At 68.5% G+C, this 14,716-nt stretch carries 11 protein-coding genes and 1 pseudogene; 7 read left to right on the top strand and 5 right to left on the bottom strand.

Translation table 11 applies throughout. The features are described from left to right. Positions 1-24 precede the first annotated feature (24 nt). The gene (locus CKY51_RS18120; protein ID WP_425509524.1) at positions 25-2,520 is read right to left on the bottom strand and encodes a serine/threonine-protein kinase; all 2,496 of its coding nucleotides are present in this window, start codon (positions 2,518-2,520) and stop codon (positions 25-27) included. Then, positions 2,517-3,056, bottom strand: coding sequence for an ECF-type sigma factor EcfK (gene ecfK, locus CKY51_RS18115; RefSeq protein ID WP_031338241.1), 540 nt, complete (start codon positions 3,054-3,056; stop codon positions 2,517-2,519). The genes CKY51_RS18120 and ecfK overlap by 4 nt, the downstream gene beginning before the upstream one ends. A gap of 396 nt (positions 3,057-3,452) precedes the next feature. Here ecfK and CKY51_RS18110 point away from each other — a divergent pair, with 396 nt between their 5' ends. The 5 genes from CKY51_RS18110 to CKY51_RS18090 all read left to right on the top strand — a co-directional run bounded on the left by CKY51_RS18110 (position 3,453) and on the right by CKY51_RS18090 (position 11,092). Beyond that, positions 3,453-3,977, top strand: coding sequence for an RNA polymerase sigma factor (locus CKY51_RS18110; RefSeq protein WP_022970609.1), 525 nt, complete (start codon positions 3,453-3,455; stop codon positions 3,975-3,977). Then, on the top strand, positions 3,977-5,050 hold the full coding sequence (locus tag CKY51_RS18105; protein ID WP_022970608.1) for a FecR family protein: 1,074 nt from the start codon (positions 3,977-3,979) through the stop codon (positions 5,048-5,050). The genes CKY51_RS18110 and CKY51_RS18105 overlap by 1 nt, the downstream gene beginning before the upstream one ends. A gap of 370 nt (positions 5,051-5,420) precedes the next feature. Next, positions 5,421-8,312, top strand: coding sequence for a TonB-dependent receptor (locus CKY51_RS18100; RefSeq protein WP_211904920.1), 2,892 nt, complete (start codon positions 5,421-5,423; stop codon positions 8,310-8,312). 102 nt (positions 8,313-8,414) lie between these two features. Further along, positions 8,415-9,716, top strand: a complete 1,302-nt coding sequence (locus tag CKY51_RS18095; protein ID WP_031338237.1) for a histidine-type phosphatase — start codon at positions 8,415-8,417, stop codon at positions 9,714-9,716. A gap of 71 nt (positions 9,717-9,787) precedes the next feature. Then, on the top strand, positions 9,788-11,092 hold the full coding sequence (locus CKY51_RS18090; protein WP_022970605.1) for a jacalin-like lectin: 1,305 nt from the start codon (positions 9,788-9,790) through the stop codon (positions 11,090-11,092). A 302-nt stretch (positions 11,093-11,394) separates the two neighbouring features. On the opposite strand, the gene CKY51_RS18085 is transcribed toward CKY51_RS18090, so the two are convergent. Genes CKY51_RS18085 through CKY51_RS18075 form a run of 3 tightly spaced genes read right to left on the bottom strand, consistent with a single transcriptional unit; the run spans position 11,395 to position 13,838 of the window. Next, entirely contained in the window at positions 11,395-13,188 is a 1,794-nt protein-coding gene (locus tag CKY51_RS18085) for a sensor histidine kinase (protein ID WP_022970604.1), read from the bottom strand. Beyond that, a complete protein-coding gene (locus tag CKY51_RS18080) occupies positions 13,185-13,496 on the bottom strand; it encodes a response regulator transcription factor (protein WP_052172102.1) in 312 nt (103 codons plus the stop codon). Before CKY51_RS18080 ends, CKY51_RS18085 begins: the two co-directional genes overlap by 4 nt. A gap of 3 nt (positions 13,497-13,499) precedes the next feature. Then, the gene (locus CKY51_RS18075; protein WP_052172099.1) at positions 13,500-13,838 is read right to left on the bottom strand and encodes a response regulator; all 339 of its coding nucleotides are present in this window, start codon (positions 13,836-13,838) and stop codon (positions 13,500-13,502) included. Positions 13,839-14,111: 273 nt separating this feature from the next. Here CKY51_RS18075 and CKY51_RS18070 point away from each other — a divergent pair, with 273 nt between their 5' ends. Together CKY51_RS18070 and CKY51_RS18065 are read left to right on the top strand one after the other, a co-directional pair. Then, entirely contained in the window at positions 14,112-14,357 is a 246-nt protein-coding gene (locus CKY51_RS18070; RefSeq protein ID WP_022970603.1) for a helix-turn-helix domain-containing protein, read from the top strand. Positions 14,358-14,396: 39 nt separating this feature from the next. Continuing rightward, positions 14,397-14,716: pseudogene (locus CKY51_RS18065) on the top strand (transposase); the annotation flags it as partial.

The raw sequence follows: 14,716 nt of genomic DNA, 5'->3' as shown, positions 1-14,716 counted from the left end.
GCGGTGGCAACCCGACGATTCGTCTCAGCGGGCGGCGGTGGTGGTCAGCGGCGCGACGGTCGGCGCCGCCGCCTCGGCCGACGCCAGGGTGTGCCGCGCCGCGCGCAGCGGTGCGTCGGCATCGCCATAGATCGTGGTCAGGATCTGCACTGCCTCGGTCGCATGCGCACGTGCGGCCGGTAACCGCCCCAGTGCGCGCTCGGCCTCGGACATGCCGCGCAGAATTTCGGCGGTCTGTTGATGGTTGCGCCCCAGCACGCGCAGCGCCGCGGCCAATGCGGCCGTCTGCTCGGCCAGCGCGGCCTCGGCCTGGCCGTCGTCCAGTAACCAGAATGCGTGGTTGCTGCGGAAGGTGATGGTGCGCGGTGCGTCTTCGCCAAACACCACGCGCGCCCGCTGCCAGGCCGCGCGGTAGTACGGCCCGGCGGCGGCGATCTTGCCCTGTTGCCGCAGCGCGCCGGCCAGATTGCCTTCCACCATCAAGGTGTCGAGCGCATCGTCGCCGTAGAGCTTGCGGGTGATGCGCAGCAACGGCGTCAGCTCCGCTTCGGCGGCGGCGAAGTCGCGTTGCAGCAGCAGCGACACCGCCAGACTGTTGCGCAGCGACAACACCGCCGGATGATCCGGCCCCTGCAGCGCGGTGCGCGTGCGCAGCAGGCTGCGTTGCAGGGCGATCGCCGGGGCCAGTTGGCCGCTGTCGGCCAGCATCGCGGCGTAGGCGCTGCCGGCCTCCAGGCGTTGTTCCTGGGTGGTGGTGGCCTTGGCCAGTGCGTCCACATATGCATGCCGGCTCTCGGCCAGCGCCTCATGCGCGCGGCTCTGCTCGCGCAGCACCCAGGCCAGGCGTGCGCGCATGCTGATGCCCAGGCCTTGCTGCGCAGCGCCGCCGCCGGCGGCCTGGGCGATGCCGGCACGCAACACCTGCTCGGCCTGCGCCAGTTGCCCGGCACCGGCCAACGCCTCGCCCAGCAGACGCGTGGCCTGCAGGTCCGCGCTGCTGCCGACGCCCGCGCTGCGCTGTGCCAACGTCCGCGCGGTACGCAGATGCTGCACCGCCTTGGCGTAATCGGCCAACGCGATCAGCGTGCGCCCCAGGGTCAGCTCGACCTCGGCCCGGGCGTCGGGCTGGTCCGCCAGTTCGCGTGCGGCACGCAGCGACGCCTGTTCGAGCACGCGCAGCATCAGGGTTTTGTCCAGGTCGGCGGCGATCGCCGGGTCGACGCTGGACAGCACCGAGCTCATGAAGGCGCCGGTGACCTGGGCGCGCTGCGCATCGCGTGCGGCCTGCTGCAATGACCAGGCGGTGGCGCCGAGCCCACCGATCAGCGCCACCAGCGTCAGCGCGCCGGCCAGCATGCCGCTGCGATGACGCCTGGCGAACTTGCGCAGGCGCAGCAGCCGACCGGCCTGCAGCGCGCGCGGGGGATACCCGTCCAGCCAGCGATGCAGATCGTCCAGCATGGCCGAGACCGAGGCGTAGCGCGCCGTGCGATCGGGCGCCAGCGCGCGCAACACGATCGCATCCAGTCCATCGCGCAAGCGCTGCTGCAGCCGCGTGGGCGTGGTGGCGCGCGCCTGGCAGATGCGCATGCGCGCTTCGGCCGGGACCGCGGCCATCCGCTGCGACGGCGGCTGCGGCAGGCCGCTGGCAGCGGTCACCGGCGCCAGCCCGCAACTGAGTTCGTAGAACATCGCGCCGAGCGCGTAGATGTCGCTGCGCGCATCCACGTCCGACGCCCCGCTGGCCTGCTCCGGGCTCATGTAGCCCGGCGTGCCGCGCCCATGTCCGGCGCCCGGGCCGGGATCGGCCGCCTGCATGGCGATGCCGAAGTCGATCACGCCCGGCATCGGCCGGCCATCGACGGCACTGACCAGCACATTGCTGGGCTTGAGGTCGCGATGGATCACACCCTTCTGGTGGGCGTGCTGCACCGCCTCGCCCACCCGCAGCATCAGCAACACGCGCGCATGCAGCGACAGACGGTGCGCATCGCACCACCAGGTGATCGGGTCGCCGCGCAGGTACTCCATCACCAGATAGGGGCGGCCCACTGCATCGGTGCCGACGTCGTGCACCTGGGCGATCGAGGGGTGCACCATCTGCGCCAGCAGTCGGCATTCGAACTCGAACAGCGCGCGGCCCTGCGCGTCCATCGCGTCGGCGGCGACCAGCTTGATCGCCACCTGCCGCTCGTAGGCACCATCGGCGCGGTGGCCCAGATAGACCTGGCCCATGCCACCGGCACCGAGCAGGCGGTCGATCGCCCAGGCGCCGAAGCGGGTGCCGGCCGGCAATTCCGGCAAGGGCGCGCGCAAGGCGGCAGCGGCCTGGCGCAGCGGTGCGCGCACCCGCAAGGTCGCCTGCGCCTCCACCGCCAGCATCGCCAGCACCTGGTCGCGCAATACCACATCGGCGCCGGCCTGCGCGCGCGCATAGGCCTCGCGCTGGTCCGCCGGCAACTGGCAGGCCTGGTGGAACAGCGCTTCCAGCCGCTGCCAGGCGGTGGCCGCCACGCTCATAGCTGGGCGGCCAACCAGACCCGCGCAAAGCGCAGGTCGCGCTCCAGGGTGGGCACCGACACCTCCAGCTGGGCGGCGGCCTCGGCCACACTGAAGCCGACCAGCTCGGTCAAGGCGAAGGCCTTGGCCTTGCGTTCGTCCACCCGCGCCAATTGATCGAAGGCATCGGCCACCAGCAGCAGCGCCTCCGGTCGCGGCGCGCCATCGGACAGGCTGATGGTCAGCGTGACCGCCTGGCCCTGCCGCTTGGCGCTGGCCTGCTGCCGGGCCAGGTCCACCAGCAGGTGCCGCATCTGCAACGCCGCCACCGCATAGAAATGCGCGCGCGACTGGAACGCCTGCTGCCCTTGATCCAGCCGCATCCACGCTTCATGCACCAGCTCGGTCGCCTGCAAGCCGCCGCGCGCATCGCGGCGCAGTACCTGCAGCGCGGTCTGCCGCAGCACCGTGTAGACCTGGTCGGCCAGCCGATCCCCTGCCCCGGGCACATCGCGCTGCCAGGCCTGCAACAAGTCGGTGATCGGGAGCTCGGACATGCCGCCCATCTCGGCTGCGAGAAGACCCAGTATCCCGCATCCACGCCGGGGCGGAACACGCATGCCATAACGGTTTAGCTCCCCGGCCGCCGCACGGGCGGCGGACCCGGCCGGCTGCCGCACCGCAGCAGCCGGTGGCGGACATCGCGGGGAACGATGCGCCGGTCCTTGGATTGCGGCAGGCGGCCCATCTGGCCTCAGGCAGCTTGCCAATCACTCGCCCTGCACGGCGGCCAGGGGCTGCCGGAACGGCAGCGGATCGCCCGCAGCGTCGCATCGGCAAGCGCAGCGGATCGGCGCCTGCGTGGTTGCCGCCCGGTCGTCCGCAGCGACCGCGTCACCAATACGTCATACGACGCCGCTAGCCTGCGCCCCTCCACAGGGCGGGAGGTTCGGGTGTCCGCACATCCCAAGCGTGCCTGGGCACGTCTGTTCGCCGAGCATGGTCCGGTGCTGCGCGGCTTCTTCGTGCGCCGCGGAGCCAATGAAGATGCCGAAGATCTGGTGCAGGAAACCTATCTGCGCCTGCTGCGAGCGCATCAGCAGCCGGGCCAGGCCATCGCCAATCCGGAAGCCTATCTCTACACCGTGGCGGTCAACCTGGCGCGCGAGCAGGCGGCGCGACGCAAGCAGGCACCGCTGCGCATCGAGGACATGGAACAGTTCGCGCAACGGCTGGTGGCCGGCGACGATCTCGAGGACAGCGCCCAGCGGCAACAGCGCCAGCAACGCCTGCAGACCGTGCTGGCCGGGCTGCCCGAACGCGTCCGCGCGGTATTGGTGATGCAATACCGCGATGGCCTGAGCTACAAGCAGATCGCCGAACGTCTGGGTGTGTCCTCGCACATGGTCAAGAAATACGTGGTGCGCGGTCTGTCGGCCTGTCGACAGGCCTTGGCCGACGAGGGAGCGCACTGGTGATGAGCGCATCGCCGTTGGGGGCACACCGCCTGACCGAGGAAGCGGCGCAATGGCATGCGCTGCAGCGCATGCAGCCGTTGGATGCCGATCAGCAGGCGCGCTTCATGGACTGGCTGACCGCTTCGCCAGCACATGTGCGCGAATATCTGGCAATCGCGCAGGTCGCCGGTGCGCTCGGCGAGGCGCTGGGCGCCATGGCATTGGATGTCGACACGCTGCTGCAGGCCGATCACCAACGCGACGCTGTGCCGGCACGCAACGTGATCGCACTGCCGTTACCGCCGCAACGCGCAGCGGACACGACGACGCCCGTCCGTCGCTCACGATCGGCGGCACGCCGGCCGCACTGGCAAGTCGGCCTGGCGGCGATGCTCGCCCTGTTGACCGTCGTCGGCGGCTGGGCCTGGCCGCGCACCACGACGTATACGACCGCGCATGGCGAGCAGCGCCGTGTGCAGCTGGCCGACCACAGCGTGGTGTCGCTCAACGCCGAGACGCAGATCCAGGCGACCATGACGCCCTGGTCGCGCCGCCTGCAATTGCTGCGCGGCCAGGCGAGCTTCGACGTCGCACCGGACCGGCGTCCGCTGCAGGTGCGGGCGCTGGACCTGCGCGTGGAAGACATCGGTACCACCTTCGACATCGCCCTGCATGGACAGCAGGCACGGATCGATGTGTCCGCCGGCCGCGTGCATGTCTGGCGCGCCGACCGCCCGGCACAGCCGATGCTGGCCAATCTTGGCGCAGGGCAAAGCGTGCGCATCGATGGCAGCGGTCAGGTCGAACTGAGCAGCGAGGACGTCGCTTCCATGCAGGCGTGGCAGCAACGGCGCATCGTCTTCCGCGACGAGCCGTTGCGCAACGTGGCCGAGGACTTCAACCGCCTCAATCGCGTCCAGCTGCGTATCGACGACGAGCGCGCCGGCGGCATGCGCCTGACCGGCAATCTGCGCAGCGACGATCTTGCCGGCCTACGGGCGTTTCTCGCCCAGCAGCCCAGCCTGCGCTTGCAACAGCAGGCCGATGCGCTGCACGTCGTCAGTCGCGCATCCCCGGCAACTGGCACGCGCTAGCGCAGGCCGCCAGCGGCGACGCTATCGCAGCAGACCACGCGCCCTCGCCGCGCGCAGCACGCCGGCGCGCCCCCTTGCTGCTCCGCCACGCGGATCTCTCGTGAGACCGTACCGCGCGTGCGCGTGCTGCATCGTGCGGCGCTGGCCGCAACAAGCGCGATCGGCAACTGCCGGTAGTGGTTTTTTTTACACGCAATCGTTGGCGTGCGCGCAACCAACGGCATGAACGATCCACTGCCCCTGCACGTGTCACAGAAAATTCATCGAAAAACGGTGCCCGACTTGGCTCCTCGCGCCTCGTAGAAGGGGTAGTCGCTGCAGCGATCCGCATGGACCGGTGCGGCGCTCCTTCTCCCTCTCCCTGGAACTACTGATGCGTCGCTGCCTGTTTCTGTCCATCGCCCTCGCCCTGCATGCCGGCGCCGCGGGCGCCCAAACGCCGACCGTCGCGGTCGATGCCATTCCCGCGCAACCGCTGGCCCGCGCGCTCAATACGCTGTCGCGCCAGACCGGCCTGCAGTTCGTATATGCGGCCAGCGTCGGCAGCACGCAGCAGAGTCGCGGCACCAACGCCGGCGCCGCGCCCGAGCAGGCCTTGCAGCAACTGCTGCAAGGGACCGGATTGCGCTATCGCTATCTGACACCGACCACGGTGACCATCGAGCCGGCCGAGACGGTAAGCGATACGCCCGCAGCAACGCCGCCTGCCGCAGCCGCCACCGCCACCCCCGCCGCCAGCGGCGCACCAGTGCGCGAACTGGACAGCATCCAGGTGCTGGGCAGCTATGCCGGCAGTCTCAGCGCCGCGCTGCGCGAGAAGCGCTATGCCGACAGCGTGGTGGACGTGATCGCCGCCGAAGACATCGGCAAGCTGCCGGCGCAGAACGTGGCCGAAGCCTTGCAGCGCGTACCCGGCGTGTCGATCGTGCGCGACCGCGGCGAAGGTGTGTACGTACGCGTGCGCGGCCTGGGCCCCAACTTTCAGGTGACCACGCTCAATGGCCAGACCATGGCGGTCAACGAGAACGTACGCACCTCCGGCCAGACCGGCCGCCAGTTTCGCTACGACACCTTGCCGGCGGAACTGGTCTCCGGCCTGGACGTGATCAAGAGCCCCACCGCCGATCTGGACGAAGGCGCCATCGGCGGCATCGTCAACGTGCGCACCTTCCGCCCGCTGGAATTGGGCAAGACCTTGCTCAACACCTCGCTGGAATCCAGCCAGGCCCAACGCACGCATGCCAACGACCCGCGCGTGTCCGGCCTGTTCAACTGGGTCAATGCCGAGGGCACCTTCGGCATGCTGGTGTCCGGCGCGTATGCCCAGCGCAGCCTGCGCCAGGACCGCGTCAACGAAGTGAGCTGGGATTACTACCCCAATGGCGTGCCCGGTGCGCCGGGTGCGTCTTACCTGCCCACTGGCCTGCGCCCGACGCTGGAACTGGAGCAGCGCGAGCGCACCGGCGTGGCCGCCTCGTTGCAATGGCGCCCCAGCGCCGCCTGGGAAACCAATCTGGACCTGCTGTATGCCAAGCAGACCGTGCACTACGACGAATACAGCCTGGGCGTGGGCTTCGACGGCGTTGCCAAGATGAGCAACCTGCAAGTGGACCACGGTGGCGTCACCGGCTTCGACTATCGCAATGGTCAGGTGCAGGTCTCGCGCGAAACTTCCGGCATCACCGACGACAACCGCAGCGCGCGCCTGTCCAGCACCTGGAATGGCGATGTGTGGACACTCGGTGCGGTGGCCTTCCATTCGCAAGCACACAGCTACGACTCCGACCCGATCCGCCGCACGCGGCTGCGCAGCAGCACCAACCTGTCGATGCGGGTGGAAATGCCGCAGGCCGACGACGACAACGTGCCGAACTGGAGCTTCACCAATGGCTTCGATCCGACCAACCCCGCCAGCGTCAGCGGGCGCCGGCTGGAATGGCGCGAGATCGATGCGCGCGACAAGGAAGACGCGCTGCAGCTGGACGCCAAGCGCACGCTCGGCGATGGCTGGCTGCGCGACATCAAGTTCGGCGCCAAGTACCGCGAGCGCTCGCGCACCTACGATCGTGCCGACCTGCTGCTCAACCGCATCGCCGGCGTGCGCTTTCCAGGCAGCTATTTCACCGCGCTGCCGGCGAGCGACATGCTGGTCGACGGCAAGGGCCAGCTGCCACGGCAGTGGCTGGCGCCGATCGAGGCGCCGTTCTGGGGCGACTGGCCGACCGCCGCCGACCTCAGCGGCACGCCCAATAGCGCCGACCTGCAGAATTCCTACGAGGTCCGCGAGAAGATCGGCTCGGCGTATGCGATGACCGACTTCGGCGGCGCGCTGGCCGGACGCGACCTGCGCGGCAATCTCGGCGTGCGCTTGGTGCGGACCGAGCAAACCACCGACGGCCATGCCGATCTCAACGGCGCCGCCCAGCCGGTACATTTCGAGCGCAGCTATACCAATGCCCTGCCTTCGTTCAACGCCGCCTGGGACGTGCGCGATGACATGGTGTTGCGGACCTCCGCAGCCAAGGTGATCACCCGCCCGGATCTCACCGACCTCTCGTCCAAACTCACCTTCAACTCCAGCGGCGAAGTGCTGACCGCCAGCGGCGGCAATCCGGCGCTGCGTCCGTTCGAGGCCTGGCAATACGATCTGACCTTCGAGTGGTACATCGACGGCACCTCGGCGCTGACCGGCGGTGTGTTCTACAAGGACATCTCCAGTTTCATCCAGACCCAGCTGTCCTACCTGGATTACCAGGGCCAGACCTACCTGCTCTCGTCCAAGACCAATGGCAGCCAGGCCAGCGTTAAGGGCGTGGAGCTGGCCTACCAGCAGGTGTTCACCGGCCTGCCGGCGCCGCTGGACGGTTTGGGCATGCAGCTCAACTACACCTTTACCGACAGCCAGGCGAGCTACCGCGACGGCACGCGCCGCTTCACCGACAGCCTGGAAGGCGTGGCCAAGAACACCTACAACGCCGTGCTGTTCTACGAGAAGGGCCCGCTGATGGCGCGCGCCAGCTACAGCTGGAGCGACAACATCGTCAACGCGGTGGGCACGGCCAATGTCGCCACGCTCAACAGCGATGCCTTCGGCAGCCTGGATGCCAATGTCGCCTGGAAGGTCAACGACACCCTATCGGTGTTCGTCAACGCCATCAATCTCACCGGCCAGGTGCAACGGCAATACGTGGGCGATCACCTGTTCGGCGGCTACACCGACTACGGCCGGACCTGGTCGCTGGGTCTGCGCGCGCGGTTCTAAGCGCGCCTGCACACCCGGTGGCGGTCATTGCGCTCGCGCACGGCCGCCACTGTGCTGCGCCGTTCGTTTCGTCCCACCGTTTCATTCGCACTGGATTTGCCGATGCTTCTGCGCTTCTGCCGCCGCGCTGCCGCCCTGCTCGGGCTCGCGCTCGTACCCCTCTGCCCCGCACACGCCACCGACGCGGCGCCCGACACGCTGGAAAAGGTGGTGATTCTCAAGCGCCATGGCGTGCGTGCGGCGATGTCCAGCCCGGAACAGCTAGGCCGCTATTCGCTGCGCCCATGGCCGCATTTTGCGGTGCCGGCCGGTCATCTCACCGCCAACGGCGCGCAGCTAGAGCGCCTGTTCGGCGGCTATTACCGCGATCGCTACACCGCGCTTGGCCTGTTTGACGGTGCTGGCTGCAACCAGGCCTATTACTGGGCCAACCGCACCCAACGCACCATTGCCTCGGCGCAAGCGCTGGCCAGCACATTGACGCCTGGTTGTGCCAACCCGGTGCACAGCGTGCCCACTGCCAGCTCCGATGTGTTGTTCGACGGCACCGCCGCGCTGCGTCGACCCGAAGCGCGTGCGCGCATGCAGGCGGCCATCGCCGGACGCATCGGCGGCGATGCGCAGGCCTGGAATGCCACCCAGGCCGATGCGATCGACACGCTCGAACAGCTGCTGCTGCAATGCGCGCAACGACCGTGTCCCGCGCAGGCCGCACCCGGCAAGCTGCGCCTGGCCACGGTGCCGGCCGGGCTGGACGATGCCGGGCCGTCGATTCCCGGCATCGATGGCCCGGCCGCGGCCGCCTCGGGCATCACCGAAAGCCTGCTGATGGGCTGGGCCGATGGGCAGGATTTCGCCGCGCTGGGATGGCAAGGCGTGGACGAAGCCACGCTGCTGCGCGTGTTCGCCCCGCACCAGGCCGAGTTCGCGCTGCGGTTGCGCGCGCCGACCGTCGCCCGCCTGGCCAGCACCCCGCTGGCCGCACGCCTGCTGGCGACCCTGCAGCAAGGCAGCGATGCAGCTGCCTCTGCCCAGGCCATCGGCGGCGATGCGCGCCTGGTGGTGGTGTCCGGCCACGACGGCACCCTGACCCTGCTGGCCGGCATGCTCGATCTGCACTGGCAGTTGCCCGGCTACCAACCGGACCAGACCGTGCCCGGTGGCGCGCTGGTGTTCGAGCGCTGGCGGCGTGCCGACGGTGAGCGCGTCATCCGCCTGCGCTACACCGCGCAGAGCCTGACGCAGCTGCGCCAACGAGCGCCATTGACGCTGCAGGCACCGCCGCCGAGCGCGGCCATCTTCATTCCCGGCTGCAGCACTGCGACGCCGGCGTACGACTGCCCACTGCCGCAATTCGCCCGCATCGTCCAGGCCGCACTCGACCCGCTCGCCATGGACCACTGAGCCCCTCCACGCGACGCGCTGGGCCCAACGCGTCGCGTCCATCCGCTGTTCCCCAATCGCACGAGGTCATCATGCTTCAGCATCTTCGTTCTCTGCTCAGCGTCGGAATCGGTCTGACCCTGGCCTGCGCCGGTGTCGCCCACGCCCAATCCAGCGTCGGCGTCCTCGACGTGCTCACCTACAACGTCGCTGGCCTGCCCGAAGGCATCTCCAGCAGCAACCCTGCCACCAACACGCCGCTGCTGGCACCGAAGCTGGCGCCGTATGCGCTGGTCCACGTGCAGGAAGACTTCAACTACCACGCGGCGCTCTACGCCGGCGACAACCATCCCTACCGCACGCCCACCAGTGGCGGCGCCGCCATCGGCGATGGCCTCAACACGCTGAGCAACTATCCCTTCAACGACTTCACCCGGGTCAAATGGGACAAGTGCAACGGCACCGACTGCCTGACGCCGAAGGGCTTCAGCTATATGCAGGTGCGGCTGGACAATGGCGTGCTGCTGGACGTCTACAACGCCCATCCCAATGCCGGTGACGCAAGCGCCGACCTGGCCGCCCGCCGCGCCAACATCAGCCAGCTGTCGCAGTTCATCAACACCTGGTCGGCCGGTAACGCGGTGCTGGTGATGATGGATTCCAACACCCGTTACACCCGCAGCGAAGACAACATCCGCGAGCTGATCGCCAGCAACAACCTGATCGACCCATGGGTGGAACTGATCAAGGGCACCGCCCCGGCCGCCGGCGCCGCACCATTGCTGTGCGGCACGCCGCCGACCAACACCTGCGAGGTGGTGGACAAGATTTTGTACCGCGCCGCGCCCCAGCTGACCCTCGCCGCCAACCGCTACCAGCTCGATCCGGGCAACTTCTACGACAGCGCCGGCAAGCCGCTGTCGGATCACTTTCCGCTGTACACGCAGTTCGGTTGGGCGGTAGGCACCGACGTGCGCACCAGCGACACCTTCGGCGGACCGCATGGCGTACCGTTCAACGACGTGGCCGGCGGTGCCCACCAGCGCCAACTGCGCAGCGTCACCCTGCGCGGTGCCGAGCGCCTGGATGCGGTGGCCGCCAGCCTCGACAACGGCGCCACGCTCGCTCACGGCGGCAGCGGCGGCACCGCCACCACCCTGGCCCTGCGCAGCGGCGAAACGCTGACCGCGGCCACCCTCACGCTCGGTCAGTACAACGGCCGTACCCGGCTGTTCTCGCTCAGCCTGAGCACCAACCAGGGCCGCAGCATCGCCGCCGGCACCCCGACCAGCGAGCGCTATACCGTCACCGCTCCCAGCGGCTGGCATATCGCCGGCTTCACCGGCCGCGCCGGCGATGAAATCGACAAGCTGGGTGTGATCTACCGGAAGGATTGAGCGCAGCGTATCGCAGCTTCACCGCTGTCAGGCGACACCACGGCATGGCATGCCGTGGTGTCTGCGCGCTTGGCGACGCCTGGACGCTGGCCATTGCGCGTCGACCGACCGGAGTCGAGTATGGCGCGGGTTTCGGTCTCCATTGGAGCGTGTCATGTCCTTTGAGGTGAGTGCGACGCGTCCTGTGGCGCGTCGAGACAAGGCGTGCGGCTTGCCTTGGCGCCAGCCAAGCCAGCGCCACGCAGCACCCGCGCCGCACCGCTGATGGCCAACGCATCTCATCTCAACATGCATCACACGCTCTAGCCATCGCGATCGGGCAGCGGCGGCTCGGCGCCGCGCAGCGGTACCTGCAGGCAGACCTGCGTTCCCTGGCCCGGTGCGCTCTGGATCGACAGCGACGCGCCGACCTTCTGCGCGCGCAACTGCATGCCGCTCAGTCCGCGCCCATCACGCTGTTGCCGCCGTTGATCGAAACCGCAGCCGTTGTCGGCAACCCGGATCAGCACCCCATCACCCTTGGGCAGCACTGCCAGCGAGATCTCGCTGGGATCGGCATGTCGCAAGGCATTGTTGATCGATTCCTGCACGATCCGCAGGATCGCCAGCGCCCTGGCCGGACTCAGTGCGTCGAACGCCGGGACGGACTGCACGTCCCAACGCAAGGCGATGCCCATCGCCGCCAGCCCGGGCTGCAAACGGAAACGCAGGTTGCCCAGCAGCGGCAGCACGTCGCCTTGCGCGACATCCAGCGAATCGATGATCAGCCGCAGATCCTGCAGCGATTCGTCGATCACCCGCACCAGCTCCTCGCGTTCGACGTCCGGCCGCAGTGCCAGGCGCTTGGCAGTGATCAGCTGCGCCCCCATGCCATCGTGCATGTCCTGCAGGATGCGCGCGCGCTCGACGGCGATCGCGTCACGCTGGCGATGGGCAGCGTGCTCCCGGTCCAGCACCAGCTGCTCGCCCAGGAACAGCAACAGCATCACGCTGCACGGCAGCGATCCGGCCGAACTGTAGCGAAAGCTGTCCCACGGCAACCAATCCCACGGCAGGATAAAGGACTGGATCGCTGTACCGACCCAGGCGATCGCCGACAACGCCAGCAGCAGCTGCCAGAGCGCGCGCAAACGCCAGGCCTGCTGGAGCAGCACGGTACAGGCCACCACCAACGCCGCTGACAGCGGCAGCAGCAGGATCCAGCCATGGTCGCCCACCCAGCCCAGACCGACCAGAATGCCATGGACGACGAGCGTGCCGACCCACAGCGCATCGAGCAGGCGCGCCGCGGTGGCATTGCGCACACTGACCAGACGCAGACCACCGCGGCTCAGCAGCCACAGCAGCGACGCAAACACCACGATGCGCAACGCATGGCGTTCGCCCGGCGACGGCAGAAACGCTGGCAGCAGGTCCAACACCACCGCGATCAGCCCGAGCGCCAGGCCGATCACCAACTGCAGCAGCTGGCGCCTGCGCTGCGCGTACGCATAGGCCAGACAGAGGGTGGTGCCCAACAGGATGATCTGCAGGTATGGCAGCACGACCTGCAGGACCTGCTGCCGTTGCCAGACCGGCGCGATCGCCGCCACCGGGCCCAGCCGCGGAGCCGAAAGCCCGCTGCGGACCTGCGCATCGCCACGCAGCAAGATGGTCAAGGTATTGCGCCCCACGCGAAACGCACTGGACGGCAGCACCACGTACACGGGCACGTCGCGACTTTGTACCGCCTGCTGATCGGGCGATGCCAAGGGCACATACGGGCTCAACAACGCGCCGTTGAGCCATAGCCTGCCGGCCAGCGCCAGCCGCGGCAGGTATAGCGCCTGCGGCGTGGCCGGCACCGCGTCCAGCGCGAACGCGATGCGATACCAGGCCAGCCCGCTCGCGGTAGGCCGCCGGCTGCGCCAGCTGTCCGGAAGCGTGATGTCCTGCCAGCCGTGTGCCGGCGGCTGCGCCGAGGCGCTCTGCACGAACTGCGCGTGGGTCAGCAGGCGCGCACCGGCAATGCGGCTCGGCGGCCGCATCGGATCGAACCAGGCCAGTGCCAGCGTCGCCGCCAACATCAGCACCGCCAGTGCCACCGCGCGAATCATCGGATCAAGCTACGCAGGCGCGCCTGGTTCACTGCCTGCACCCGATTGCTGACCGACAGCTTGCTATAGATATTCTTGATGTGGGTCGATGCTGTATGCGCGGAGATCTGCAGGTGCTCGGCGGTCTCGCTCACGGTGAAGCCTTGCGCGATGCGCGTGAGGATATCCGTCTCCCGCGCGGTGAGCGCATCCAACACAGGTGCCGGCCTTGTCGGCGTGGTCGCCGGCGCGAGGCGTGCGAGCAGGTGCTTGGCGATGTGCGGCGACAACGGCGCGCCGCCCTCGTGCACCAGCGCGATCGCGCGCACGAACTAGTCCGCAGGACTGTCCTTCAGCAGATACCCGCGCGCACCGGCCTCGATCGCACGGATCACATGCGCCTCGTCGCCGAAGATGGTGGCCACCAGCGTCGCCACCGGCGGATGCCGCTGGGCGCATTCGGCGATCAGCGCGCTGCCGTCGCCATCGGGCAGGCCCAGATCCACCACCACCACGTCCGGTTGCGTGCGCGCCAGCAACGCGCGCGCATCGGCCAACGAGCTGGCACCGCCCACCCAGCGCAAGGCGGCGTGCGCACAGGCCATCCGCTCGAACTCGGCCAGCAGATGCGCGTCGTCCTCCACCACCACCAGGCGAATCGGTTCGGACATCGTGCGTAGCCTTGGCAGAGCCGCCCTGCGGCAGCAGTGGAGAAGCGGATCGAAGCGGCAGTGTGGCATGCCGCATGACGCGGCAAGCGGCCCATTCTAGCCATGCGCAATCCCTCATACCTCCCGTGTTTGCGGTAGGCACGCGCCGCCGCGTTCCTACCGCAAACACGGTATGCGCCGACGCACGCGGCTGCCTAATCTTTGCTCCCGCGCCCACACCATCGCGCGGCGTCGCAATCGACGGCGGCCACCCGCCCGCTCCAGGGGATTCCGATGACACAACCCGACAGCCCGTCCGCGCTGGCGCACCCGCTGCATGCGCGCCTGCTGGCCTATGTGCAGGCCAACCTGCACGAGCCGACACTGGGGCCCGCCTCGTTGCAGGCCACCTTCGGTCTCTCGCGTGCCACCGTCTATCGCGTCTTTCACCAGCTGGGCGGCCTGCAGCACTACATCCGCAGCTGCCGCCTGGATGCGGCGCGCCAGCGTAAGCTCCCCCGATCCGCAGACACCGCATAAGTAGATCTTTCTGGCATCGTTCCCAAGTCAGGAGGTTCCATGCGCACATCGAAGTTCACCGAGACACAGATCATCGCCACGCTCAAGCAGGCCGAAGCAGGCGTTCCAGTCAAAGACATCTGTCGCCAAGTCGGCATCAGCACGGCGACCTATTACCAGTGGAAGAGCAAGTACGGCGGCTTGGAGGCGTCCGAGCTGCGGCGGGTCAAGGAGCTCGAGGCCGAGAACGCCCAGCTCAAACGGGTGTACGCCGAGTTGGCGCTCGACAACGCGGCAATGAAGGACCTGATCGCAAAAAAAATCTAGGGCCGGCGCGTAAACGCGAGGCGGGGCGGTTCCCACTTGAGGAACCCGCGCGG

It is taken from the genome of Xanthomonas maliensis, assembly GCF_009192945.1.
GTDB classification, from domain to species: Bacteria; Pseudomonadota; Gammaproteobacteria; order Xanthomonadales; family Xanthomonadaceae; genus Xanthomonas; species Xanthomonas maliensis.
Note: the sequence above shows the minus strand (reverse complement) of the source record. Positions and strands in the feature narration are given on the sequence as shown.